Raw genomic sequence first — 25,193 nt, 5'->3', positions numbered from 1 at the left:
CGTCAGCCGCCTACTTTTTCATGCCCGCCTCTTCCTGAAAGGCGCGCGTCTGCCGGGCCAGGCTGGCCCGCCATTCCTCGCCCGGCTGAAAGGCCAGCACGGCCGCGTCGCGCCCGGATGCCGCCAGGAAGGCGGGGTCCTGGAGGGTGTCCTGGAGCGCCTGTTCCAGCTTGTCGCGAATGGCGTCCGGCAAGGTTGCCGGGCCGCCCATGCCGCGCTCGGACGAATACCGCAGCGGCACCCCGGATTCCGTCGCGGTGGGGATGGCGTTGTGGCGCTTGTCGCTGGCGATGGCGATGGCCTCGAAGGGGCCTTTCGGGTCGGCGAGTTCCGGCACCTCGCTCACGGTGATCAGGCCGTAGTTGATGTGATCGCCCAGGATCCCCAGGCGGATGTCGCCGCCGCCCTTGAAAGGCACGCTGGTGCCTCGCACGTTCTGGCTGCGCTCCATGTCCATCAGCGCCAGATGTCCGGTCGTGCCGTCGCCGCTATGACCGAACGACAGCGATTCGGGCGACTGCTTCAGCTTCGCGACCAGCGCCGGCAGGTCATTCGGCGCGCTGGATCCGCGGCGCTTGATGAAGAGCAGCGGGTCGTCGACCAGACGGGCGATGACCCGGATGTCGTCGGGCTTGTACTTGGCGCCCTTGCTGACGGGCAGGTACACGAAGCCGGGCGCGTTGATCATGCCCAGCGTGTAGCCGTCCGGCTTCGCGGCGGCCACGTAGCGCACCGCGATTTCTCCGCCCGCGCCGGGCTTGTTGATCACGATGATCCGCGCCTTGTCGCCCAGACGCTTCTCCATGTGCTGGGCCACCAGCCGCGCCATCACGTCCGTGCCGCCGCCGGGCGCAAAACCCACCACCAGTTCGATCGGACGGTCGTCCGGCCAGGCGGCATGCGACGCGCCGGCCGCCAGGGCTAGCGCCCCGGCAAACAGAATCCGCTGAAATGCGTTTGCTTTCATGCTTGTCTCCTTGATTGGCTGCCATGCGCCATGGCGTGTCAGTTGACCTGGATGCCTGCGGACTGGATGAGCTGGCGGTAGCGGTCCAGTTCCTCTGCCCAGAACGCCGTGAAGGCCGCGGGCGTGCTTTGCCGCAGTTCCGCGCCCATGGCGATGAGCCGTTGGGAATAGGCGGGATCGGACATCACGGCGTTCAGGGCGCTGCTCAGTTTGTCCACGATGGGCGCGGGTGTGCCGGCAGGCGCCGCCAGACCGAACCACGTGGTCAGTTGCATGCCCGCCATGCCCAGTTCCTCGAACGTGGGCACGTCTGGAATGGCCTTGAGCCGGGCGTCGGCGGCAACGGCCAACGCGCGGACGCGCCGGCTCTGGATGTGCCCGATGGCGCCGTTGTCGAACATGTAGTCCAGCCGCCCGCCCATCAGGTCGGTTAAGGCAGGGTTGTTGCCCTTATACGGCACATGCGTGACCTCGATCTTGTTGATCGCGCGAAACAGTTCGCCCGACAGATGTCCCGAATTGCCGGTGCCGCCCGAGCCGTAGGTCAGTTTGCCGGGTTGCTTGCGCGCCGCCGCCACGATGTCGGCCGGACGCTTGAACGGCGAGTTCTCCGGGACGATGAGCACGCTGGGCACCAGCGCGACTTCACCGATCGGCGTGAAGTCCTTGATGGGGTCGAAATGCACCTTGGCATACAGATTGGGCGCCGAGACGTTGGCCGAGCTGCTGGCCAGCAGGAGGGTGTAGCCGTCCGGCGCGGCGCGGGCGAATTGGGTGGTTGCGATGGTGCCGGAAGCGCCCGCCACATTTTCGACCACGACCGTCGCATTCAGACGCTTGCCCAAGGCATCGCCCAGCGATCGGCCAATGGTGTCCGCCGAGCCGCCCGCGGGCCACGGCACGATGAGGCGTATCGGTTTGTCCGGATACGGGGCGGCCGCCATGACGGCCGCGCTGAACGCGGATGCGAGGGCGCCGCACGCCCAACGCGTGATGGGAAAGCGCATGGTGTCTCCTTGTTGAACCCTCCCTCTTGCTCGGTGGCGTGTCGGGGAGGTGTGAAAAGGCGCCGCGATCAATCTGTACGAGCCTTGGCGGCCTCCTTGGGAAGATGCGCAAGGACCAGGGACAGCAGCAGGTCTTGCGAATGGCTGAAAAAGTGGTCCGCGCCGGGCACGACGATGATCGGATGAGAGGTGGGCCGTGCCCACGCCAGCAGCGGCGCCAAGGGCGCCTGCGTGTCCGATTCGCCATGGATCAGCACCACGTCGGCGGGCAAGGGAGGCGTGTCGTAGACCCGGTCTGCCTCGACGGCGCCTACCGGCAGCCCGGCCAGGATGGCGGCGGCAGGCGCGGCGTCCTGGTCGGCCAGCGCGCGAATCGCGTGGGCCAGGGCGTAAGCGCCGAATGAAAAGCCAATGAGCGCCAGCGGCGTATCGGGGGACTCGGCGCGCACGGCATGCACGACGGCAAGAATGTCTTCGGCTTCGCCCAAGCCATGGTCATACACGCCGGCGCTGGCGCCCACGCCCCGAAAGCTCGGCCGTATCGCAAGCCATCCGGCGTCCCGGACGCCGTGCGCCAGTCTGTGCGGGATCTTGTGGCGAGGCGTGCCGCCCAACAGCGGCTGTGGATGGGTGACGATGGCCACCCCGACACGCGGCGTGGCGGGGCGGTCAATCAGCAATTCCAGCGGGCCGGCCGGACCGGGGATCAGCCGTGTTTCCGTCCTTGCGCCGGCGATGAGTTCGATATCAATCAGGTGGGACATGTCGGCCAAAAAGCGCTGTCAGGTGCCCCAGATTAATCCGTTATGAAAAAGCCGAATAAATAGAATTTCGTGATGGGTTTCATCACAGCGGGAGATGGCGCGGGCGGCGCACGGGGCTACTTGGCCAACCACCGGGCGGAAGGCCAGCGCGCATTGCGCACCGCATCGCGAGCGCATTGGATCAATTCGTTCATGACGCAATGCACGGAATTGGCGATGGGCCGGGTGGCGGGTTGCGCCAACACGATGCGCCGCACCAGCAGCGGATCCACGACCGGGGCGGCGGCCAGGATTGCGCGATCCACGTCGTCGGCCACGGCGATCGAGGGCAGGATGGTATAGCCGTGGCCGTCCAGCACCAGGCGCTTCTGCACGCTCATCGCATTGGTCTCGGCCACGATGTGCAGCTCGGTCTCCTGCGTGCGCGCGGCCTGTTCGACCAGCGAGCGCAATCCATGCGGCGCGCCCGGCAGCACAAGCGGCCGGCCGATGATGTCAGCCATGCGAACGGGCGTGCGGGTATCGAGTCCGCTGTCCGGCGGGCCCACGAACCACAGGCTCTCCTCCAGCAAGGTGCGGAATTTCAGCGCGGGATTCGGCTTGGACTCGTACAGCAGCGCGATGTCCACGTCGCCGGTCTCCAGCCACGACTGCAGGTGTCCGGCATACCCAGACGTCAGCCGCAGGCGGATGCCGGGATAGTGGGCCGCCACGGCGGACAGCAACGCGCTGGACAGCATGTCGGCCGTGCTGGGCAGCAGGCCCACGGTGACGATGCCGCCTACCGTGCCGCTGGACGGCCGGATCTCGGCGCGGGCGCGGTCCAGTTCGTTCAGGGCGCGCCGCGCATAGTCCTCGAGCGTCTTGCCGGCATCCGTCAGTTCCATGCCAAGGCGGCCGCGCGTGAAGAGCGGCGTGCCGATATCGTCTTCCAGCAGCTTCAGTTGCCGGGAAACCGCCGGCTGCACGATGTTCAACAGGCGGGCGGCGCTGGTCACGCTGCCGGTCTCGGCCACGGTCACGAACGCCTTCAGTTGCTTCAAGTCCATCTGCGGCTCCGGGTATGCGCAAGGGTGATGATTTCCATCAGGAAATTCTATTTAGTTGGCGATTCTATAGCGATATAAGATGCCTCGCAGCACTTAGCCACCGGGAAATCCACTCATGACTACAACCACCACCGAGGCGCCTGCCTGGCAGCAAGCCGTGTTCGACGCGCTGAAAGCCGGCGGCGTCCGCCAGATCGCCTACGTGCCGGACGCCGGCCATTCCTATGCCATCCGGCAGGCGCAACTTGATCCGGAAATCATCGACGTGGTGCTGACCACGGAAGAAGAGGGCGTGGCCGTCGTCAGCGGCGCGTGGCTGGGCGGCCAGCGCGCCGCGCTGCTGATGCAAAGCAGCGGCGTGGGCAATTGCGTGAACATGTTCTCGCTGCTGCGCAGCTGCAACTTTCCCTTTCTCACGCTGGTGACGATGCGCGGCGAGTACGCGGAATTCAATCCATGGCAGGGGCCTATGGGCAAGACGACCCAGCAGGCGCTTGAGCTGATGGGCATCACGGTGCTGCGGGCGTCGAACCCCGACGAGGTCGGAGAGATCGTCAGTGCCGCTGCCGATTCCGCATTTCTGGCCGGCGAGCAGGTGGCCGTCCTGCTGTCGCAAACCTTGATTGGACGTAAGAAGTGGGAGCGCAACTGATGTCGACCACCTTGAATGCTTCGGGCGCCGTGGACCGCCGCGCCTTCGTGTCGCAACTGATCGCGGCTTCGCCGGACGCGCTGATCGTGTCGGGCCTGGGCTCACCATCCTATGACGTCTTTGCCGCGGGCGACCGGGACAAGAATTTTTATCTATGGGGCGCCATGGGCGGCGCCGTGGCGCTTGGCCTTGGCCTGGCGCTTGCGCAACCGGACCGGCCCGTGCTTGTCATCACGGGTGACGGTGAACAGTTGATGGGCGTGGGCACGCTGGGCACCGTCGGCGCCAAGCAGCCCAGGAACCTGACCATCGTGGTGCTGGACAACGGCCACTTCGGCGAGACCGGGATGCAGCGCAGCCACACCAGCCTGGGCACGGACCTGGTGGCCGTGGCGCAGGGGTTCGGCATCAAGGACGCGTTTGCCGTCAGGGAAACGGGCAGGGCGGGCGAAGTCGCCGAGCGCGTGATGGCGCGTCGTGGTGTCGCCTTCGCCCAGGTGTTCATCATGCCGGACGAACCGCCGCGCGCGCTGCCGCCGCGCGACGGCGTGTACGTCAAGAACCGCTTCAGGGCCGCCCTGGGATTTTCGACGTTCTGAGCAGCGGCAGCCCCTTGGGCTGCCATCTCGGGTGCTTGGTTCGAGGCGCAGAACCCCTGCTACGCGTCGGCGGCACGTCACAACCTGCAATAACTCCCCCGCCACGCGGCGTTATTGTCTGGAAGATGCGTGACGCGCCCGCCCGGTCGGCTGGAACACCAGAATGAGGCACACCATGACGTACTCGAGCTATCACAAGAAAGACATCTTCGGCCGCCCCTTGCATGCCGAAACGCAGATGATGTCCTATGGCTACGATCCCTATCTGTCCGAGGGGGCGGTCAAGCCGCCGGTGTTTCTGACGTCCACCTTCGCGTTCCGCACGGCCGAGGACGGCGCGGCGTTCTTTGACTTGGTGTCCGGCCGCAAGCCCTTGCCGCAGGGCGAGACGGCGGGGCTGGTGTACAGCCGGTTCAATCATCCCAATCTGGAGATCGTGGAAGATCGGCTGTCGCTGCTGGATGGCTCGCAGGATGCCGCCGTGACTTCCAGCGGCATGTCCGCGATCAGCGCAGTGCTCATGGCCTTTCTGCGGCCGGGCGACCAGCTGGTGCAATCCGTGCCGCTCTATGGCGGCACCGAGACGCTGATCGGCAAGATCTTTCCGGAGTGGGGTGTCGGTTCATATCCCGTGGCGGACGGGCTTTCGCCGCGCAACATGCGCTTGGCGCTGGACGCGGCCGCTGCCAAGGGGCCGGTCAAGCTCTTTTATGTGGAGACGCCCGCCAATCCGACCAACGCGCTGTTCGATTTCGAGGCCATGAGGAACGAGCTGGATGCGTTTCAGACGCGACACGGCTACCGGCCGATTTCGGTGTGCGACAACACGCTGCTCGGGCCGATCTTCCAGAAGCCGGCGGAGCACGGGGTGGACCTGTCGGTGTACTCGCTGACCAAGTACGTGGGCGGCCATAGCGATCTGGTGGCGGGGGCGGTCACCGGCAGCAAGGAGCTCATCAAGAAAGTGCGCGCGATCCGCAGCGCCTTCGGGTCGCAACTGGATCCGCATTCGTGCTGGATGATCACGCGGTCAATGGAAACGGTGGTCCTGCGCATGAAGCAGGCGGCACGCACGGCAACCCGCGTGGCGGAATGGCTGGCGGGCAATCCGCACGAAAAGGTGCAGGTGTTCCACCCGGAACTGATTACGGATCGCGCCTATCAGGAGGTCTACAAGCGCCAATGCACCGGGCCGGGTTCGACGTTCGCCTTCGTGCTGGACGGCGGCCGCGAGCGCGCCTTCCGCTTCATCAATGCGCTGCATCTGTTCCGTTCGGCCGTCAGCCTGGGCGGCACGGAGACGCTGGTGTGCCATCCGGCGTCGACCACGCATTCCGGCGTGCCCGCGGCGGAGCGTGATGCCGCGGGCGTGTCCGAAGGCCTGATCCGGGTGTCGATCGGCCTGGAGCACGAGGAAGACCTGATCGCGGACATGGACCACGCGTTCCGCAACGGCTGATCGGTACAGGCAGAGCGCCGCCCGTCGGCGCGCCGCTAGCGACGCGCCCCGTGACGTCAGCCCGGTTGCACCGTCCGGCGGGCGCGGTTCAGCAGCACGAACGCGGCGGTGCCCAGCAGCATGATCGTGGCGGTCGCAATCACCGCCGCGTAGCCCGTCTCGAAGGCGCCACGCGCCATTTCGGTCAGCGTGGCCGCCAGTTCCGTGGGCAGGCTTTCGGCGGCGACGAGCGCCTCGTCCAGGCTGTCGCGCGCCGCGCCGGTCGCTGCCACCCCCGCCGGCAGCGACAGCGACTGCGCATACACGCCCGACAGGATCGAGCCCATCAGCGTCACGCCCAGCGCGCCGCCCAGTTCATATGAGACTTCCTCGATCGAGGCCGCCATGCCCGCGCGTTCGGGTGTGGCGCTTTGCATGATGGTGCTGGACGCGGCGGTCATGGTGGCGCCGATGCCCAGTCCCAGCACGCACAGGCTGATCATCTGCGGGATGACCGCCGCATCATAGGTCAGGAGGTACCCGCCCATACCCGCGCCTGACACCACCAGCGACAGGAACAGCATGCGCCGGCTGCCCACGCGCCCGAGCAACAGGCCCGCGAGCGGCCCGGCGACAAAGGCGGCCAGCGGCAGCGGCAGGATGAACAGCGCGGACTGGATCGGCGACATGCCCAGCACCAGTTGCAAGCGTTGGCTGAACACCAGCTCCATGCCCAGCAGCGCCGCGGCGGCAAACAAGGCGGCGGCCACGGCCGAACTGAAGGACGCGTTGCGGAAGATGGCGAAGTCGATCAGCGGATAGGGCCGCCGCCGCTGACGGCGCACGAAAACGGCCAGCATGGCGGCGCCCGCCGCGCAGGCCACGATGGCGTGCATCCACGACGGCGACGCGCGGCCCAGTTCCTTGAGCGCATAGGCAGACAGGATCATGCCCGCCATCACCTGCAAGGAGCCGATCAGATCCCACGGCCGCGATGCGTCGGGCTGGCTTGCCGGGATGAAACACCAGGCCAGCGGCAGCGCCAGCAGCACGATGGGGACGTTGATGAGAAACACCGAGCCCCACCAGAAATGCTCCAGCAGCAGGCCGCCCACGACGGGTCCGAGCGCGGCGCCGCCCGAGGCGACCGACGCCCAGACGCCAATCGCCACGGCGCGCTCGCGCTCGTCGGCAAACGCCAGGCGCAGGATGGACAGCGTGGCGGGCATCATCATCGCCGCGCCCACACCCAGCAGCGCACGCGCCGCGATCAGGACGACCGCGCCGGGCGAATAGGCGGCGGCGAGCGACGCCGCGCCGAATACGGCCAGCCCCATCATGAAAAGGCGCTTGTGACCCAGCCGGTCGCCCAGCGTGCCCATGCCCAGCAACAGGCCGGACACGACCAACGCGTATACGTTCACGATCCACAGCTTGGCGGATGCGGTGACGCCCAGTTCGTGGGTGAGCCGCGGCAGGGCGGTGTACAGGACCGTCATGTCGACGACGATCAGCAGCAAGGCGCTGGACACGATGGCCAGCACCAGCCAGCGGCCGGGGGTGGCCGCGGCGACAGCGTTCGAATGAGTCCGCTGCATGGTTCTACTCCTATGAAGACCGTGTTTCCAGTCGCGGCGTGCGCGCTTGGGATCACGGGCTGGCATTATCCATCTACATATCCGCCATAAAAAGTTGGATTACATCTATAAAATCGATGGGTTGAAAGGAGGTCGCCATGCAATGGACCTTGGACCAATTACGGCAATTCGTGGCGGCGGCTGAGGCCGGGTCGTTCTCGGCGGCGGCCCGCCGCATCGGCCGCGCCCAGTCCGCGGTCAGCACGGCGGTGGGCCTGCTGGAGGCGGATCTGGGCGTGGAACTCTTTGACCGGTCGCGCCGCAATGCGGTGCTGACGCCGGCCGGCGAGGTGATGCTGCGGGAAGCGAAAGAACTGCTGCGCCAGGCGGGCGGGCTGTCGCAGCGCGCGCTGGCGTTTGCCGGTGGCCAGGAGGCGCGACTGTCGATTGCGCTGGACGAGGCCTTGCCGTATCTGGTGCTAGGCGCGCTGGCGCTGGAACTCGCCGAGCGATTCCCGGCGCTTGAGCTGACGCAGTTGAATGGCACCGCGACCGAGGTTGCCGATTACGTGCGGCAGGGCCGGGCCAGCATCGCGTTCCACTTCGACCGGGGCGACCCCGGCAGCGACTTTGCGCACCGTTCGCTGGGCAACGTGGCGCAGGGGATCTTCGTGGCGTCTGGCCATCCGCTGGCTGCGCTGCCGCAGGTGTCGCGCGAAGACCTGGCGCGTCACCGCCAACTGGTCATGCAGATGGAAGGCGTGGAGGACATGGTGCTCAGTCCCACGGTGTGGCGCACCGACAGCTTCTACAGCATCGCGGGCATGGTGGCCGACGGCCTGGGCTTTGCGATCCTGCCGCTGAATATCGCGGAATACGAGAGCTTCAGCACCACGCTGACGCCGGTGCCGTGCGCGGAACTGGCGTTGCCGATGCTGTCCGTGCGCACGTTGTGGCTGCAAGGGGCCGTGTTGAACGAGACGGAACGCTGGCTTCAGCAGCGCATGGAGCAATTGCTGCGGGCGGGATAGCGCTGCGGAGCGGAAAGCGCGTCAGGCCAGCCGCGTCTCAGCTCAGCAGCGCGGCGACCAGATCGCTGCCCGCCTGCCGGTCACCGCTGAAATCCAGCGCGGCCAGCACGTGCTCCAGATGTTCGTCCATCAGGGCGCAGGCGCGATCGGCGTCGCCGGCGCGCGCCGCCTCGATGAAGGCGTGATGCTCGCGCGACGAGCAATTGGCGTCGTGAGAGCTTTGATACAGCACGGTGATCACCGCGCTGCGCGCCGACAATTCGCGCAGCATGCCGGTCAGCACCGAGTTGCCCACGGTTTCGGCAAGCAAGATGTGGAACTGGCTGAGCAACCGGTTTCTCGCCTGCACGTCGCCGCTTTCCAGGGCCCGGCGTTCCTCGGCCAGATGCGCATCGATGCGGCGGAAGTCGGCGGTCTTGGCGCAGGCCACGAATTCCCGGGCCAATGCCGCTTCCAGGATGCGGCGCACGGCGTAGACCTCGCGCGCCTCGTTCGCGTCGGGCTTGCTGACGAAGGCGCCCTTGTCCGGAACGATGTTGATGAGCTTGTCCTTGGACAGCATCAGGAGCGCGGCGCGGATCTTGGTGCGGCTGACCTTGTAGACCCGGGCCAGGGCCTCCTCGCGCAGCCGGGTGCCGGGCGGAAGCTTGTGCGCCACGATGGCGGCGGACACTTCCTGGGCGATGTCGTCGGCGCTGGGGTCTGGCTGGACGTCCTGATTCATGAGGCGCGGCAGGGCTGCCGGTAGCGGGAAATCGTCGGGCAGCCAGTCTAACAAAAGGCGGCCGGGACGGCAGACATTTCTTGCATACAAAATCTGTCTGCATGCTGCACGCTGCACGCTAAGGGTGCGGGGCTGCGCGCTGCGCGGGGACCGGGGCAGCAGCGCCTGCCGGCGTTCCCCTGTCCTCCCGGCGTCCGTCCCACTTGCTCGTCCCGCCAGCTTGCCCGCTACTTGGCCATCAGCCCCAGGTTTTCGATCAATGCCTTTTCCTTGACGAAGGTGGCCTGCGCCCACGCCTTGTAGTCCTCGCTGCTGCGGTAGGCCGGTTCCTGATTGAGCTGCTTCATGACGTCCATGCTGGCCTGGTCGAACAGCGCCTTCTTGAACGCATCGTGCAGGATCTTCACGACCGCCGGGTCCATGCCCTTCGGACCGGCCAGACCATACGGCGACGTGGACACGACCTTGTAGCCCAGCTCTTGCGCGGTCGGCACGTCGGGCCACCGCGTGGTTCGCTTTTCGCCAAAGGTGACCAGCAGGCGCATCTTGCCGGAATCGACGAACTGGTCCCAACCGGTGGCGTCGCTCTGCGCCATGACATGGCCGCCCAGCAGCGCCTGCTGCATGTCGGCGTTGCCCTTGAACGGCACGTGGTTGAGCTTGACGTTGGCGTTGATGGCGATCTCTTCGATGATCAGATGCGGCGACGAGCCGATGCCGGTGGAGCCGTAATCGATCTTGCCGGGCGCCTTGCGCGCCGCCTCGATGTATTCGTTGAAGGTCTTGTACGGCGAATCGGAGCGCACCGTGAAGCCGAAGGTATAGCCCGACAGGCCCAGGATGAAGGTGAAATCGTTGATCGGATCCCAGCTGCTTTTCTGCATGTAGGGCATGCGGAGCATCGCAAGCGTATACAGGGCGATGGTGTAGCCGTCCGGTTTGGCCGTCTTGGCCATGGTCGCCGTGCCCAGCGTGCCGCCGGCGCCGGGCCGGTTTTCCACGATGACGGGCTGGCCCAGGTGTTTCGAGGCGTCCTGCGCAACGATCCGCAGGTGGCGGTCGGTGGATCCGCCGGCCGGGAAGGGCACGATCAGGGTAATGGGCTTGGTGGGAAAGTCCGTCTGGGCGCTGGCGGAAAAGGGCAACGCGGCGCTTGCCAGCGTGAGCGTCAGGGCGGTAAGGACAGCGCGTCGCAGGGGAAGTCGGTTCATATTGTTTGTCTCCTGGTGGTTTGCCTGATGGTTGTTATGGGCGGCCAGTCAGTCGCGCAAGTCGACCTTGACGGGCAGCCGGGACAGCGCTTCGCGCAGCTGGGCTTTCAGCGGCACGGGCGCACCGGCGCCGGCTTCTACGGCGACATCCGGTTGCGCATCGGCCAGCACGCGGAAGACGGGATCGTCTTGCGCGCGGCCAGCCGCTTGCAGGGTACGCGCCACCACGGCTTCGACCGACACGGCGGTCGCCAGGCGGCGCAAATCGGGTTTGTAGATCTTGCCCACGTTGGTCATCGGCATGGTCTCCAGCACGACGACCCGCTTGGGCCGTGCGGGGCCTTCGTCCACGTGCTCAGCGGCGTAAGCCACCAATTCCGCCTCGGTCACCACGCTGCCTTCGGCCAGCGTGACGAAGGCGATGGGCAATTCGCCCGCGTAGGCATCGGGCGCGCCGACTGCCGCGCAAAGCTGCACCGCCGGGTGTCTGGCAAGCGCGTCCTCGATAGTCTTGGGGTCGATGTTGTGGCCGCCGCGGATGATCAGGTCCTTGGCGCGGCCCTGCAGATGCAGGCGGCCTTCGGCATCCATCAGGCCGACGTCGCCGCTGACGAGCCAGCCGTCTTCGGTGAAGGCGCGCGCGGTGTCGTCGGGGTCCAGAAAACCGGGGATGACGTTCGGCGCCTTGATCAGCACCATGCCCGGCGTGCCGGGCGGCAGATCGCGCGCGGGCTGGCCCGCGGGCATGTCCAGGCTGACGATGCGGATTTGCACATACGGCAGCGGGAACCCCACGCAGTTGACGGGGAATTCGCAGCCGGGGGGCGAGATCGAGGTGATGCCCGCCATTTCGGTCATGCCCAGGCTTTCGCTGACGTGCAGGCCGAAGAGGCGCTTGAAGCGCGCGGCCAGCTCGGCGGGCAGGGGTGCGGCGCCGGTGCGGCAGTAACGGAGCGATGAAATGTCGGCGCCGGCCAACGGCACCTCCGCCAACGCGGCCAGGATGGTCGGCACGCCCTGCAGGGAGGTCGCGCGGTGCTTTTCGACAAGGCGCCAGTAATTGCGCAGCACGTCGCGGTTGCGCAGCAGCAGGGTGGTGGGAATGACGGTTTCGACGCCGGACGACAACGCCGCCAGCGATGCCGGCAGCACGCCCGCCACATGAAACAGCGGATAGCCATTGATGACCACATCGCCGGGACCTGCGTTTTGCAGTTGCACGGCCGCCCAGGCGGAAAACACCTGATTGGCGTGCGTGTGGATCGCCAGCTTGGGCGCGCCCGTGGTGCCGCCCGTGTGGAAGTAGGCCGCCACATCGCTGGCGCGGATGACGCGTTCGCTGACCAGCCGGTCGGAAGGCTGGGCCGCACGCGCCGCATTGAAATCCATCGCGAAGTCCGACAGCGCGGGGCGGTCCGCTTCGGCTTCATGCCACGGCGCTACGCGCAACAGCGACTTCAGGGTCGGCACGCGCTCCATCAGACGCAGCGCCTTGGACCACGAGCCGCACTCCACGTCGGATCCATAGGCGATCAGCGCCTTGGCGCCGGCCGTCGTCATCAGCGATGCCAGCTTGTCTTCGGTGAGCAGCGGATTGAGCGGTTGAACAATGCCGGCCGCCTCGCCGCCCCAGAGGGCAAGGTGGTACTCCAGGCAGCCGGGCAGCAGCACGCCCACGGCGTCGCCTTCGCGGATGCCCAGGCTGTGCAGCAGGTTGGCGGTCTGGTGGATGCCGGCCAGCAGGTCCTGATAGGTCCAGCTGATGGCGTCGTCGGCGGGATCCGCGCTGCGCAGGAAGGTCAGCGCGCGTCGTTCGCCAAACGCGGCCGCGGAGTTGCAGAAAATTTCGTAGGTGCTCTGCACCGTCAGCGTTTCTTCCAGCGGCCGCGCCTGCAGCCGCTGGACGTCCTCTGCGGTGCGCACCGGGAAGGGCGCGGCGAAGGGGCGGGAGAGGGTGGCGGAACGGGATTCGATCATGGCCGTGCGTCCGCGTTCATGCCTGCCCCAGCGCAATGTAGCGGCGCAGGTGGTGGTCTTCGTCGCCCAACTGATGGTCGATCATGACCAGGCGCTTGGCGTAGTGCGCCAGCGGCAACTCCCAGGTCATGCCGATGCCGCCATGCAGCTGGATGCATTCTTCGGCCACCAGCGTGCCGATGCGCCCGATGGTGACCTTGGCGGCCGACAGCGCGCGTTCGCGCGTGACGCGGTCGGGGTGGTCGACGGCGGCGGCCGCGTTGATGACGGCCGAACGCGCCTGTTCGATCTCCAGCAGCACGTCGGCCATGCGGTGCTGCAAGGCCTGGAAGCTTCCGAGCGGTGCGCCAAACTGGCGGCGCGTGCGCAGGTATTCCAGCGTGGCGTCGCGCGCGCAGTCCATCGCACCGACGGCCTCGGCGCACAGCGCCAGGATGCCGCGTCCCACGGCGCGCTCCAGCAGCGGGTAACCGGCGTCCGCCTCGCCCAGCAACGCGCCGGGTCCGAGCTGCACGTTGTCCAGCACAAGCTCCGCCGCGCGCCCGCCGTCGATCAGGCCGTAGCCGCGCAGGCTCACGCCGGGCGTCGCCTTGGTCACCAGAAACAGGCTGATGCCGGCCTCGTCGTCGTCAGCGCCCGACGTGCGCGCCGACACCAGGAAGAGATCCGCGTGTTCGCCTGCGTAGACGACGGCCTTGGCGCCATTGAGCACCCAGCCGTCGGCGCTGCGTTGCGCACGCGTCTGCACCTGGTTGAGGTCGTAGCCGGATTGCGGTTCGGCTTGGGCCAATGCGGCGGTCAGGCTGCCGGCGATCAGGCCTTCCAGCGCCTCGCGCTGTTGGGGCGTGCCCTTTGATGCGATCGCGCTGCCCACCATCACCGCATCCAGGAAGGGTTCCACGACCATGCCGCGGCCCAGCGCTTCAAAGACGACAGAGATGTCAAAGCCCGCGCCGCCCAGCCCGCCGTCCGCCTCGGTGAACAGCGCGCCGATGGCGCCCAGCTCTGCGTAGCGATGCCAGAATTCAGGGCTGTACCCCTGCGGCGATTCGGCGTGGCGCATGCGGGTGGCAAAGTCGTATTGCTCGGCGACAAAGCGGCGCAGCATGTCCGAGAGCATGCGCCGGTCTTCGGTGTGTTCGAAATTCATGGCCAGCCCTTACAGTCCCAGGATCATCTTGGAGATGATGTTCTTCTGGATTTCATTGGAGCCGCCGAAGATCGACAGCTTGCGGTTGTTGAAGTACTGCGCTGCGGCGCTGTTGGCGCCGTCCGGGCCGATGGGCGGCGCATCGTAGCCGTCGTGCAGCGCCTCGGGCACGAAGGGGCGTGCGTACGGTCCCATGGCGCGGCGGTTCAAGGCGCTGATCTCCTGACGGATCTGCGTGCCGCGGATCTTCAGCATCGAACTCTCCGCGCCGGGCGCGCCACCGCCGGCCACGGCCGCGACCACGCGCAGGTTGGTCGTGCGCATGTTGGCCAGCTCGATCTCGACGCGCGCCAGCCGCGCAGCAAAATCCGGGTCTTCGGTCAGCGGGCGCCCATGCCGCTTCTGGCGCGCGGCCACGGCCTTCAGGCGTTCCAGCGCGGCCGTGGACTGGCCCACGCCCGCAATGTTGGTGCGCTCATAGGTCAGCAGATATTTGGCGCACGTCCAGCCGCGGTTTTCCTCGCCCACCAGGCTTTCGACGGGCACGCGCACGTCCGAGAAGAACACTTCGTTGACTTCGTGTTCACCGTCCAGCGTGATGATGGGGCGCACTTCGATGCCCGGGCTGTTCATGTCGATCAGGAGAAAGCTGATGCCTTCCTGGCGCCGGCCTTCCTGCGAGGTCCGCACCAGGCAGAAGATCATGTTGGCGTACTGGCCCAGCGTGGTCCACGTCTTCTGGCCGTTGACGACGTAGCTGTCGCCATCGCGCACGGCGGTGGTTTTCAGCGACGCCAGGTCCGAGCCTGCGCCGGGTTCGGAGTAGCCCTGGCACCACCAGTCCGAGCCGTCGAGAATACGCGGCAGCCAGTACCGGCGCTGCGCCTCGGTGCCGTACTTGATCAGCACGGGCCCCAGCATGCTCAGGCCGAACGGCACGATGCGCGGGGCGTTGGCCAGTGCGCATTCGTTGTCGAAAATGTACTTCTGCGCAGCCGTCCAGCCGGTGCCGCCGTATTCCTCGGGCCAGTGCGTGGCCAGCCAGCCTTGCGCGTTCAGGATCGCGTGCCATTCGGTCATGTCGTCACGCGTCAGCAGCTTGCCTTCGCCAACCTTCTCCGCCAGACGCCGGGGCAGCCTGGCGTCCAGAAAGGCGCGCACTTCGTCGCGGAAGGCGATTTCTTCGGGGGTGAATTCCAGATCCATGCGGGTCTCTCAGTAGATTTCAAACAGGCCGGCCGCGCCCATGCCGCCACCAATGCACATCGTGACGACGGCATAGCGGGCGCCGCGGCGGCGGCCTTCGATCAGGACATGGCCAGCCAGCCGCGCGCCGGTGACGCCGAAGGGGTGACCCAGCGCAATGGAACCGCCGTCCACGTTCAGGCGGTCCATGGGGATGCCCAGCTTTTCCTGGCAATACAGGGCCTGCGAGGCAAAGGCCTCGTTCAGCTCCCACAGGTCGATGTCCTGCACTTTCAGGCCGTGGCGCGCCAGCAGCTTGGGCACCGCGTAAACCGGGCCGATGCCCATTTCGTCCGGCTCGCAGCCGGCGATGGCAAGGCCGCGAAACGCGCCCAGCGGACGGATGCCGGCGCGCTGTGCCTCGGCCGCTTCCATCAGCACGCAGGCGGCCGCGCCGTCGGACAACTGCGAGGCATTGCCCGCCGTGACGAACTGGCCTTCGCCGCGCACGGGCGCCAGGCCGGCCAGCGCCTCGTAAGTCGTGCCGGGACGGTTGCAGGTGTCCTTGTCCACCGTCACTTCGCGTTCGGTGACGGCGCCGGTGGCGCGGTCCGTGACGGACATGGTGGTGGTGACCGGAATGATTTCCTCGCGGTAGCGGCCCGCGGCTTGCGCGGCCTCGGTGCGCGCCTGGCTTTGCGCGGCAAAGCGGTCCTGCGCCTCGCGGCTGATGCCGTAGCGGGCAGCCACGATGTCGGCGGTCTCGATCATGGGCAGATAAAGTTCGGGCTTGTTGGCGACGATCCACGGGTCCATGCCGCTGACGCCATCGTCGCGGGTGCGGATCTGCGACACCAGCTCGACGCCGCCCGCAATCACGGCGGGCGCGCCGTCCATCACGATGCGGCTCGCGGCCGACGCGATCGCCTGCAGGCCGGATGCGCAATAGCGGTTGATGGTGGCGCCGCCGACGCTGACGGGCAGCTCCGCGCGGATCACGGCCTGGCGGCCGATGTTGCGCCCGGTGGCGCCTTCCGGATAGCCGCAGCCGATGAACGCGTCTTCGATCAGCGCGGGGTCGATGCCGGCGCGGTCCACGGCGGCGCGCACGGCGTGCGCGGCCAACGTGGGCCCGGCAATCAGGTTGAATTCGCCGCGCCCCGCCTTGGTGATGGGGGTGCGGGCAGTGGAAACGATGACGGCTTCACGCATGAGGGTTCCTAGGATGAATTCGGATCAGGCGGCGTTCAGGCTGCCGAAGGTGCGGCCGGACTCGGCCAGTTCCACGAGCAGCGGCGACGGCTTCCAGAACGCGGGGTTTTCCTTCGCATAGCTGCGGATGTCGGCAAGAATGCTTTGCAGGCCCACGCTGTCGGCGTAGTGCATCGGGCCGCCGCGGTGGCGCGGAAAGCCATAGCCGGACAGGAACACGACGTCGATGTCGGACGGACGCAGCGCGATGCCCTGGTGCAGCACGTTCGCCGCTTCGTTGACCATCGCGGCCAGGTAGCGGCGCAGGATGTCTTCCTGCGTGAACGGCCGCGGCGTGACACCGGCGCGTCGGCGTTCTTCGTCGATGATGGCAAGCACTTCCGGGTCCGGCGTGCCCTGGCGCGCCCCGTCGGGATACAGATAAAAGCCGCGGCCTGTCTTCTGACCGAACCAGCCGCGCTCGCAGAGGCGGTCAGGAATCTGCACGTAGCGCAGCGCCGGGTCGCGGGTGGCGGCGCGGCGTTTGCGCGTCGCCCAGCCGATGTCTCCGCCGGCCAGATCGGCCATCTGGTACGGGCCCATCGGATAGCCAAACGCGCGCACGGCGGCGTCGATGTCATAAGGCGAGGCGCCATCCTCCATCATCATGTCGGCCGCCTGCCGGTGCACGGCCAGGATGCGGTTGCCGATGAAGCCATCGCACACGCCCGCGCGCACGGGAATCTTGCGCAGCCGTCGCGCCAGCTCGAAGCCGGTTGCCACGGTGTCCGGCGCGGTGTGGCGGCCGACCACGATCTCCATGAGCTTCATGATGTTGGCCGGCGAGAAGAAGTGCAGCCCCAGCACGTCGGCCGGTCCGCGCGTCGCTTCGGCGATGCGGTCCACGTCCAGGTAAGAGGTGTTGGTGGCCAGCACGGCGCCGGGCTTGGCAACGCGATCCAGTTGCGCGAAGACCGCCTGCTTGACGGCCATGTCCTCGAACACAGCTTCGATGATGAGGTCTGCCTCGCCCAGCGCGTCATAGCTGGTGGCTCCGGTGTAGCGCGCCATGCGCGCTGCGCGGTCGTCGGCCGTGATCCGGCCTTTCTTGACCAGCAGGTCGTACACCTGTTCGACCCGCGCGCGGCCCCGCGCGAGCGCAGCGTCGTCCTGTTCCACCATCACCACCGGCAGTCCCGCATCCAGCACCGCCACGGCGATGCCTGCGCCCATGGTGCCGCCACCGACGATGCCCACGCGTTCCAGGCGGCGTGAGCGCGCTTCCTTCAGCTCGGGAATCTTGGTGGTTTCGCGTTCGGCAAAAAACGCGTGGACCAACGCCGCGCGCTGCGGGCTGTCCAGGCATTGCAGGAAGAGCGCGCGCTCGATGCGCAGGCCTTCGTCGAAGGGCTGTTCGATGGCTGCGCGCACCGCGTCGACGATCTTTGCAGGCGAGTACAGGCCGCGGGTGGTAGCGGCGACGCGTTCGGCGGCGGCATCCACCACCGCCAGTTGCGCTTGCCGGTCTGAGAGAGCCTCGGCCGCATCACGCGTGCGGCGCGGGCCTGCGTTCAGCGCCAGCAGTTCGCGCGTGTAGGCAAGGCCTGCGTCCAGCGGATCCTCCTCTGCGGACAGCACGTCGACCAGCCCCGAAGCCAGGGCGGCTTCGGCGGGCAAGTGCTTGCCGGTCAGCATCAGGTCCAGCGCGGCCTGTGCGCCCATCAGGCGCGGCGCGCGCTGCGTGCCGCCCGCGCCGGGCAGGAGGCCCAGGTTCACTTCGGGCAGACCCAACTTGGCAGTAGCCAGCGCCACGCGATAGTGCGCCGCCAGGGCGATCTCCAGCCCGCCGCCCAGCGTTGCGCCGTGCAGCGCCGCGACGACCGGCTTGGCGCTGGCTTCGATCTGGTTGCACAGGTCGGGTAGCAGGGGCGGTTGCGGCGGCTTGCCGAACTCGCGGATGTCCGCGCCCGCGATGAAGTTCTTGCCGGCGCCCATCAGCAGAATCGCGCGGACCCGCGCGTCCGTCTGCGCCTGGGCGATGGCGTCGGACAAGTCTCGACGCACGGCGGCGCTCAGGGCATTCACGGGGGGATGGTCGATGACGATGACCAGGATGTCTTCGTAGCGGCGCGTCTGGGCCGCGCCGGTGCTTGCGCTGTCTGTCATGGACAGTGTCTCCAATGATGCTTCCTGCTCGCGCGCCGCGCCGGCATGCCGGTGCGCCGACGCCTTGCGCGAACGGAGCCTTGGCGGGCCAGGGGTGGCCCGTCTCTTATGGCTTTATTCTTTCGCAGCAAAGATGTCTTGACAATGACATCGATAATTGACACTCCGGACAAGAAAATTTGACAATGCACGGCAAGGAGCGCCGCCATGGACACCAAATCCCTTACCCTGCTCGTCGAAATCCTGGACGCGGGCAATCTCAGCGAGGCCGCGCGCCGCCTGAAGATGACGCGCGCCAACGTCAGCTATCACCTGAGCCAATTGGAGCGGTCGGTCGGCATGCAGCTGGTGCGGCGCACGACGCGGCGCGTGGAACCCACCGAGATCGGTCTGAAGCTGTACAAGCACGGGCGCAGCATCCAGGACGAACTGGCGGCAGCGCGCGAATCGATCGAAACACTGGGCAAGACACCCCAGGGCAAGGTGCGCCTGAGCGTGCCCAGCGGCTACGGGCAGTTCGTGATGACGCCCTGGCTGCTTGAGTTCAAGAAAACCTATCCCGACATCGTGCTGGACGTGCTTTTTGAGAACAGCGTCGAGGACCTGCTGCGCGACGAAGTCGACATTGCCGTGCGCATCATGTCCGAACCGCCGCAGCATCTGGTCGCGCGTGAACTCGGCCAGGTCCGCTACGTGGCCTGTGCGTCCAGGGACTACGCGGAAAGCCGCGGGCTTCCCCAGCGGCCCGAAGACCTGGCCGCCACGCCCGTCATCAGCGCCGCCGTGATCGGCCGGCCGCTGCGCCTGTCGGCCTACTACGGCGGCCAGCCCCGCCAGCATGTCGTGCTGGAACCCACCGTCGTTTCCCGCAACTATGCCTTCCTGCGCGACGCCATCCGCGCGGGGCTGGGCGTGGGCGTCGTGCCGGACTACGTAGTCCATGAGGACATCGCGCGCGGCGAACTTGTGCCCGCGTTGACCGATTGGCGCTTGAGCATTTTTGGGCGTGGCATGTATATGCTGTACATGCCCAACCGCCACCATCCACGGGCGCTGGCGATGATCATCGAATTCATCCTGGAGCGGGCGCAGCGGCAGCACGATGGCGAGCCGGGTCTGCTGGCAATCAGCAGCGGCTGAACCTGCCGGGCACGCAACTTGCTGACGGCCTTCGCAAAACGGATGTGAGGGGAAAGATGGACAGCGCGACGCCAGTGGTCACTTCGCCGCAGAGGGAAGGCCCGGAACCCGTAGCGGCCGAGGCCGCCGAAAAGAAGGCCGAGCCGGCGGCGGCAAAGCCCGATCCTTCCGAGGAAAAAGTCACGGCGCAGGACGCCGGCCTCATCAAGCCGCCGTCGCCCACGCCGCTCGTGCGCGTCAGCGGCTTTTGTCTGGTGACGCTGACTGTCCTTGCCGTGTTGTTTGGCCTGAAGGCGGGGCAGGAATTCATCGTTCCGGTGGTGATGGCGATTGTGGTCGCCTATACCCTGGATCCCGTCGTCGCCCTGATGGAGCGATATCGCGTGCCGCGCTCGCTGGGCACCGTCATCGTGATGTCGGCCATTGCCGTCGGGATCGTGGGCGTCATCTACGTCACGCAGGACCAGGTCGCCGACATCATCAATGCGCTCCCCGAGATATCTAGCAAGCTGTCCCGCACGCTGGGCGGCCTCTTGAGCGGCGACGGCTCCCTGATGGAAAAATTGCGCAACGCAGCAAGCATCCTGCAGGAGTCGGGTGCGCCCAAGCCCGGCGGTCGCGTCGTCGTGGCCAAGTCGGACGGCGGGCTGAGCGACATCCTGCTGTGGGGCTCCAAGGGGCTGGCCACCTTCGTCGGGCAGGCCACCATGTGCGTGTTCCTGGTTTTCTTCCTGCTGCTGTCGGGCAACGCGTTCAAGCGCAAGTTCGTCAAGATGGCCGGCAAGACGTTGTCGCAAAAGAAGATCAGCGTGCACATGCTGGACCAGATCAACAACTCGATCCATATGTACATGGCGATGATGCTGGTGACCAATGTGGCGCTGGGGCTGCTGTCATGGGGCGCCTTCCGCCTGCTGGGATTGGAAAACGCTGCGACCTGGGCGGTGGTGGCGGGCGCGTTGCACATCATCCCGTACTTCGGCCCGCTGATGACGGCGGTCGGCACTGGCGTCGCGGGACTGGTGCAGTTCGGTGAGCTCGGTCCCGCACTGGCCATCTCCATGAGTTCCGTCGCCATTGCGTTGTTGATGGGCGTCGTCGTCACCACCTGGATGTCTGGCCGCATCGCGCGGATGAACGCCGTGGCCGTGTTCATCCTGCTGCTGCTTTTCACGTGGCTATGGGGCATCTGGGGAACGCTGCTGTCCGTGCCCATTGCCTTCATCGCGAAGGTGGTGGCCGATCATATCGAAGGGTTGGAGGCGTTGTCGGAGTTCCTGAGCGAGTAGGGCCGATGGCGGTTCCCGGGTGCAATGGCCGGGCCGCCATCGATTGGTATGCTCGGGGCTTGCACCACCGGATCCTTCATGACCGACACTACCCAACCTCAACGAATCGCCGGCGCGCACACCGCGCTGGATGCCGATGCGCGGCGCGCGCAATTGCGCCGCATGAAGATCGGGGCGCTGGCGCTGCTTGTCGCCATGGTCAGCGGCTTCATCACCAGTCACGTCATGGGCGGTCAGGGCGCGTGGGCCTGGGTGCGGGCGTTTTGCGAGGCAGCCACCGTTGGCGCGTTGGCCGACTGGTTCGCCGTGGTTGCGCTGTTTCGGCGGCCGATGGGTCTGCCCATTCCGCACACCGCCATCATTCCCAGCAACAAGGACCGTATCGGCGACAGCCTGGCGATCTTCGTGCGCGATCACTTCCTGGACCCCGACACCCTCATTGAAAAGCTGCGCGTCTTCGATCCCGCCGCGCGGCTGAGCCGCTGGCTGGCCCGGCCCGCGCAGGCGCACGCCCTGAGCGATGGGGCGCGGCGCGTGGCGCTGCAGACGCTGGACCTGCTGGACGATCGGGCCGTGCGCGGTGTCATCCAGGAATTCGTCGTCAGCAATCTGCGCCGCTGGGATGCGGCGGCCACCGCCGGCGAGGTGCTGGGCCTGTTGACCCGCGACGGGCGCCACCAGGAGCTGCTGGACGCCGCGATGGAACGCCTGGGCGGCTACCTGGCCGAGGAAGACGTCAAGGAGCGCGCGTCGACCCTGCTCGTGAAGTTCGCCCGCAAGGAATGGCCGCGCATCATCGCCGCGGTGGACGTGGTCAAGTCCGTCGACAACATCGCCGACAACCTGGCCGACCGCCTGGCGCGCGCGCTGGTCGAAGAGCTGCGCGACGTGCTGTCCGAGCCCGACCACCCCGTGCGCCGCGACTACGAGGCGTGGGTGATGAACTACATCGAACGCCTGAAGACCGACCCGGCGCTAGCCAGCCAGGTCGAAGCCCTGAAGCAGCGCGCCATCGACCACCCCAAGGTCCAGGAATACGTTCAGGGCCTGTGGGACGACATCCATGCGGCGCTGCGGCGCGACCTGGCGGACGAACATTCCGCGCTGGCCGCGCATCTGGAAAGCGCGCTGCTGGCGCTGGCCCGCAAGCTTGGCGAAGACCCCGGCCTGCGAGAAGCAATCAACAACCACATCCTGGGCGGCGCGCGGCGCCTGACCGGACGCCTGCGTGTGGGTGTCACCGAGCACATTTCGCGCACCGTCAAGAACTGGGACGAACGTCATCTGGTCGACGAACTGGAACTCAGTGTGGGGCGCGATCTTCAGTACATCCGCTTCAACGGCACGCTGGTGGGCGGCCTGATCGGCGTGCTGCTGCATGCGGTGGTCCTCATCGTGAACGGATAGGCAGGGGCTTCGGCCTTTCCCCACACCGTGTCACAACCTTGTATCAGGAACGAAGTTTTCTGGCGGACCGCCCGGCCCCGGTGCTATCTTCATCTGCGCCGCCGGCTGCGCGAGGCGCGCCTTACCGATGGCCGCCCGCAGCTTGCGGGCATCTTTCCAGGAGGCAATTCATGAAGAAATTCTCGATGCTTGTCACGGCGCTGGCATTGGCGGGCGCGTCCAGCGCGGCGCTGGCCGAAGACGTCTCGATGTCGTTCCTGACGCCCGATGGCGTCGGCAAGAGCGCCGGCACCATCACCCTGAAAGACACCAAGGAAGGGCTGCAATTCACGCCCCACCTCAAAGGCCTGCCGCCCGGCGAGCGCGGCTTTCATGTGCACGAGAAAGGCTCGTGCGAGCCCGGCCCGGTAAGCGGCAAGACCGCGCCGGGCGGCGGTGCGGGCGGGCACCTGGATCCCAAGGGCACCAAGGCGCACAAGGGGCCGATGGCGACCGACGGACATCAGGGTGACCTGCCGTTCCTCACCGTCGCGGCCGATGGCAGCGCGACGAAAACCGTGCTTGCGCCGCATCTGAAGCTGGCTGACTTGAAGGGGCGGGCGTTGATGATCCACGCTGGCGGCGACAACTACAGCGACAAGCCCGAGCCGCTGGGCGGCGGAGGCGGACGTATCGTTTGCGGCGTCGTGAAGTAGGGGGAGTGCGCCCGCCGGCGCTTTCCTCAAGCCGTGCCGTTGCGGCCGTACTGCCGGTAGCCGTCGCGCTGCGCCAGCCGGTCGTAGTACGCCGCCACGGCTGGCAGCGCGGGCTTTTCGAACGGCGTCTCGAACCAGCGGTTCACCGACAGCCCCACCGGAATGTCGGCCAGCGTGAACGCGTCGCCGGCCACATAAGCGCCGGTGGCGGCCAGCCGCTGATCCAGAATCCCCATGAACCGGGCCCAGTCGCGGCACGACGCCGCGATGGCGGCCTCGTCCCGGTGCGCGGGCGACTGCCGCGCCAACGCCATGAAGGCGTAGCTCCACGACCGGTTCAGGTCGGTTGCCTGCCAATCCATCCACTGGTCCACCTGCGCCCGCAGCTTCGGCTCGGCCGGATACAGGTGGTGCCTCTGATACTGGCCCGCCAGATAGCGGATGATGGTGTTCGACTCCCACAGCACGAAGTCGCCATCCTGGATTACGGGCACCATGGCATTCGGATTGCGCGCCAGGAACTCCGGTTCCGATGTGGCTCTGAAACCGCTGCCCCAGTCTTCGCGATCAAACGGCAGATTCAGTTCAGCGCATGTCCACAGCACTTTGCGCACGTTGATGGACGAGGCTTTTCCCAATATTTTCAGCATGTTGGCTACCGCGGGGAGGACGTTTTTCGGAATCGAAGGTCGTCGCAGTCTAGCGGGCCGGGGAACGTGCTGCCATATACAGATTCGGGCGCCGGCAGGCAGAACAGATGCCGGGGGAACGGCACGTGACGGACAAGACCACATTGCCGCTATCCACGCGCTCCTATATTGCCGATACCGTTGCGCTGATCCTGTTCTTTACGACGACAGGCATCATCAACGAGCGCTGGATCGCGGGAATGACGTGGGAACAGGTGTTCCACGCGCGGCTGATCGGCGGCGCGCTGATGATTCCGGTAGGTAGGCCTTACGGTCTCTGGCGCGATTGGATAATGCGGCGCGCGAAGGACACGCGCGTATCCCGGCTGCTTTGGGATAGCGTGGCGCTGATGACTTTCCAGGTGCCTATCTACGCCGCGATCATCGCGATCAGCGGGGCATCGGGCGAGGGTCTGGTGCGAGGGATATTGGGCGCGGCCGTGATGATGCTTGTGCTGGGCCGGCCTTACGGCGCGTTTCTGAATGCGATCAGGCGCGTGTTCGGTCTGCCGCCGGGAGGGTCGCGGCCGATGTCGCTTAACGAGTAAGCCGTGCGCTTGGGCATGTCGTGATTGCCGCTCGGCGAGTACCCGGACTTGAAGTGTGCCGGGTACTTGCCGAAGCGGCGGTGGTATTGAATCTGCGACGCGGGTTTTACATCGTCGGTTGCGGAATCGGCGTTTCCGCCGGCATCGAGCCCGTCATGCGCGCCGGGCAACCCGACAGACCCCACTTCGTCACGATGCCCTTTTCGATCATGAACTTCTCGACGCACACGTGATAAGCCGAAATCGGGCCCCAGATTTCTTCGTACGAAATGATTCTTGCACCGCTTTCAAGCGTGTAGCTCTTCTTGGGCGGTCCCCACTTGGAAACCAGTTGCTCTTCGGTGCTGCCCACCCATGCTGCATTGACGTCGTTGTAGGTCTTGTTCCGCTTGCCGGTAATCATGCTCATCTGCGCCGAAGTGCAACCCGCGAGCATCGCAGGCAAAACCACAAGCAGTGCAATTTTTCTCATTTTGATTGTTACCCCCAAGATCGACGATTGAGATTGAGGCGCTTGAACGCGGCACGTTTTTGATCGCCGTTGTGCGTGCATGTCTCACGCACGGCGGCTGCCGCGCGGTGAGGCTGGCCTCGCTTTTTCATGATTTTTGAGGCGCCAATGTATCAGATAGGTACACGGGCGACCGGTAACAATTCTGACGGTTTGTATGGCCTGCAAGCACCGCCACGTTTGCGGCGCTCGGGGTGTTCAACGCATGCCGGTCCGCCCATTGCCC

The 25,193-nt window shown here is 66.5% G+C and carries 23 protein-coding genes; 9 read left to right on the top strand and 14 right to left on the bottom strand.

Annotated elements, in window-relative coordinates; all coding sequences use genetic code 11:
- Positions 1 to 10: 10 nt before the first annotated feature.
- From B3098_RS24540 to B3098_RS24525, 4 genes are all read right to left on the bottom strand, one after another.
- Positions 11 to 967 carry a tripartite tricarboxylate transporter substrate binding protein gene (locus B3098_RS24540; RefSeq protein WP_279971193.1) on the bottom strand — a complete coding sequence of 319 codons (957 nt, stop codon included), beginning with the start codon at positions 965 to 967 and terminating at the stop codon, positions 11 to 13.
- Between the two features lie 38 nt (positions 968 to 1,005).
- On the bottom strand, positions 1,006 to 1,974 hold the full coding sequence (locus B3098_RS24535) for a Bug family tripartite tricarboxylate transporter substrate binding protein (protein WP_286899592.1): 969 nt from the start codon (positions 1,972 to 1,974) through the stop codon (positions 1,006 to 1,008).
- Between the two features lie 68 nt (positions 1,975 to 2,042).
- On the bottom strand, positions 2,043 to 2,738 hold the full coding sequence (locus B3098_RS24530; RefSeq protein WP_286899591.1) for an alpha/beta hydrolase: 696 nt from the start codon (positions 2,736 to 2,738) through the stop codon (positions 2,043 to 2,045).
- A gap of 116 nt (positions 2,739 to 2,854) precedes the next feature.
- On the bottom strand, positions 2,855 to 3,787 hold the full coding sequence (locus B3098_RS24525) for a LysR family transcriptional regulator (RefSeq protein ID WP_191575417.1): 933 nt from the start codon (positions 3,785 to 3,787) through the stop codon (positions 2,855 to 2,857).
- Between the two features lie 115 nt (positions 3,788 to 3,902).
- Here B3098_RS24525 and B3098_RS24520 point away from each other — a divergent pair, with 115 nt between their 5' ends.
- The 3 genes from B3098_RS24520 to B3098_RS24510 all read left to right on the top strand — a co-directional run bounded on the left by B3098_RS24520 (position 3,903) and on the right by B3098_RS24510 (position 6,497).
- A complete protein-coding gene (locus tag B3098_RS24520; RefSeq protein WP_279971186.1) occupies positions 3,903 to 4,439 on the top strand; it encodes a thiamine pyrophosphate-binding protein in 537 nt (178 codons plus the stop codon).
- Entirely contained in the window at positions 4,439 to 5,038 is a 600-nt protein-coding gene (locus B3098_RS24515; protein ID WP_286899588.1) for a thiamine pyrophosphate-dependent enzyme, read from the top strand. The genes B3098_RS24520 and B3098_RS24515 overlap by 1 nt, the downstream gene beginning before the upstream one ends.
- Before the next feature lie 175 nt (positions 5,039 to 5,213).
- Positions 5,214 to 6,497 (top strand): cystathionine gamma-synthase family protein, encoded by a 1,284-nt coding sequence (locus tag B3098_RS24510; RefSeq protein WP_286899587.1) that lies wholly within the window; start codon positions 5,214 to 5,216, stop codon positions 6,495 to 6,497.
- A gap of 56 nt (positions 6,498 to 6,553) precedes the next feature.
- Here B3098_RS24510 and B3098_RS24505 read toward each other — a convergent pair whose 3' ends face one another.
- A complete protein-coding gene (locus B3098_RS24505) occupies positions 6,554 to 8,074 on the bottom strand; it encodes an MFS transporter (protein WP_286899585.1) in 1,521 nt (506 codons plus the stop codon).
- Positions 8,075 to 8,211: 137 nt separating this feature from the next.
- Here B3098_RS24505 and B3098_RS24500 point away from each other — a divergent pair, with 137 nt between their 5' ends.
- Positions 8,212 to 9,084, top strand: a complete 873-nt coding sequence (locus B3098_RS24500) for a LysR family transcriptional regulator (RefSeq protein WP_218344153.1) — start codon at positions 8,212 to 8,214, stop codon at positions 9,082 to 9,084.
- Between the two features lie 37 nt (positions 9,085 to 9,121).
- Here the strand turns inward: B3098_RS24500 and B3098_RS24495 are convergent, their stop codons facing one another.
- The 7 genes from B3098_RS24495 to B3098_RS24465 form a co-directional block, all read right to left on the bottom strand.
- Entirely contained in the window at positions 9,122 to 9,808 is a 687-nt protein-coding gene (locus tag B3098_RS24495; RefSeq protein WP_218344152.1) for a GntR family transcriptional regulator, read from the bottom strand.
- A gap of 227 nt (positions 9,809 to 10,035) precedes the next feature.
- Complete coding sequence (locus tag B3098_RS24490) at positions 10,036 to 11,019, bottom strand: tripartite tricarboxylate transporter substrate binding protein (RefSeq protein ID WP_279971176.1); 984 nt, start codon at positions 11,017 to 11,019, stop codon at positions 10,036 to 10,038.
- Positions 11,020 to 11,067: 48 nt separating this feature from the next.
- A complete protein-coding gene (locus B3098_RS24485; RefSeq protein ID WP_286899582.1) occupies positions 11,068 to 12,996 on the bottom strand; it encodes an acyl-CoA synthetase in 1,929 nt (642 codons plus the stop codon).
- 16 nt (positions 12,997 to 13,012) lie between these two features.
- On the bottom strand, positions 13,013 to 14,146 hold the full coding sequence (locus B3098_RS24480) for an acyl-CoA dehydrogenase family protein (protein WP_279971173.1): 1,134 nt from the start codon (positions 14,144 to 14,146) through the stop codon (positions 13,013 to 13,015).
- Between the two features lie 9 nt (positions 14,147 to 14,155).
- A complete protein-coding gene (locus B3098_RS24475) occupies positions 14,156 to 15,352 on the bottom strand; it encodes an acyl-CoA dehydrogenase family protein (protein WP_286899579.1) in 1,197 nt (398 codons plus the stop codon).
- A gap of 9 nt (positions 15,353 to 15,361) precedes the next feature.
- On the bottom strand, positions 15,362 to 16,543 hold the full coding sequence (locus B3098_RS24470) for an acetyl-CoA C-acyltransferase (protein ID WP_105239242.1): 1,182 nt from the start codon (positions 16,541 to 16,543) through the stop codon (positions 15,362 to 15,364).
- 24 nt (positions 16,544 to 16,567) lie between these two features.
- Positions 16,568 to 18,688: a 3-hydroxyacyl-CoA dehydrogenase NAD-binding domain-containing protein gene (locus tag B3098_RS24465; protein WP_286899578.1), complete on the bottom strand. Its 2,121-nt coding sequence runs from the start codon at positions 18,686 to 18,688 to the stop codon at positions 16,568 to 16,570.
- Positions 18,689 to 18,895: 207 nt separating this feature from the next.
- On the opposite strand from B3098_RS24465, the gene B3098_RS24460 reads away from it, so the two are divergent.
- From B3098_RS24460 to sodC, 4 genes are all read left to right on the top strand, one after another.
- Positions 18,896 to 19,828 carry a LysR family transcriptional regulator gene (locus B3098_RS24460; RefSeq protein ID WP_286899575.1) on the top strand — a complete coding sequence of 311 codons (933 nt, stop codon included), beginning with the start codon at positions 18,896 to 18,898 and terminating at the stop codon, positions 19,826 to 19,828.
- 56 nt (positions 19,829 to 19,884) lie between these two features.
- Complete coding sequence (locus tag B3098_RS24455) at positions 19,885 to 21,117, top strand: AI-2E family transporter (protein ID WP_175183689.1); 1,233 nt, start codon at positions 19,885 to 19,887, stop codon at positions 21,115 to 21,117.
- A gap of 78 nt (positions 21,118 to 21,195) precedes the next feature.
- Entirely contained in the window at positions 21,196 to 22,524 is a 1,329-nt protein-coding gene (locus B3098_RS24450; RefSeq protein ID WP_286899573.1) for a DUF445 domain-containing protein, read from the top strand.
- Between the two features lie 170 nt (positions 22,525 to 22,694).
- Positions 22,695 to 23,219, top strand: coding sequence for a superoxide dismutase [Cu-Zn] SodC (gene sodC / locus B3098_RS24445; RefSeq protein WP_286899570.1), 525 nt, complete (start codon positions 22,695 to 22,697; stop codon positions 23,217 to 23,219).
- Between the two features lie 26 nt (positions 23,220 to 23,245).
- Here the strand turns inward: sodC and B3098_RS24440 are convergent, their stop codons facing one another.
- Positions 23,246 to 23,869 (bottom strand): glutathione S-transferase family protein, encoded by a 624-nt coding sequence (locus tag B3098_RS24440; protein WP_286899569.1) that lies wholly within the window; start codon positions 23,867 to 23,869, stop codon positions 23,246 to 23,248.
- A gap of 125 nt (positions 23,870 to 23,994) precedes the next feature.
- Between B3098_RS24440 and alaE the strand changes: the two genes are divergently transcribed.
- Positions 23,995 to 24,456: an L-alanine exporter AlaE gene (gene alaE, locus B3098_RS24435; protein WP_279971161.1), complete on the top strand. Its 462-nt coding sequence runs from the start codon at positions 23,995 to 23,997 to the stop codon at positions 24,454 to 24,456.
- 106 nt (positions 24,457 to 24,562) lie between these two features.
- Here the strand turns inward: alaE and B3098_RS24430 are convergent, their stop codons facing one another.
- The gene (locus tag B3098_RS24430; protein WP_239212621.1) at positions 24,563 to 24,859 is read right to left on the bottom strand and encodes a hypothetical protein; all 297 of its coding nucleotides are present in this window, start codon (positions 24,857 to 24,859) and stop codon (positions 24,563 to 24,565) included.
- Between the last annotated feature and the right edge of the window lie 334 nt (positions 24,860 to 25,193).

Origin of the sequence: Achromobacter sp. UBA2119, from assembly GCF_002331005.1 — a bacterium.
Classification (GTDB): domain Bacteria; phylum Pseudomonadota; class Gammaproteobacteria; order Burkholderiales; family Burkholderiaceae_B; genus Achromobacter; species Achromobacter animicus.
This window is presented reverse-complemented; position numbering and strand designations above follow the sequence as displayed.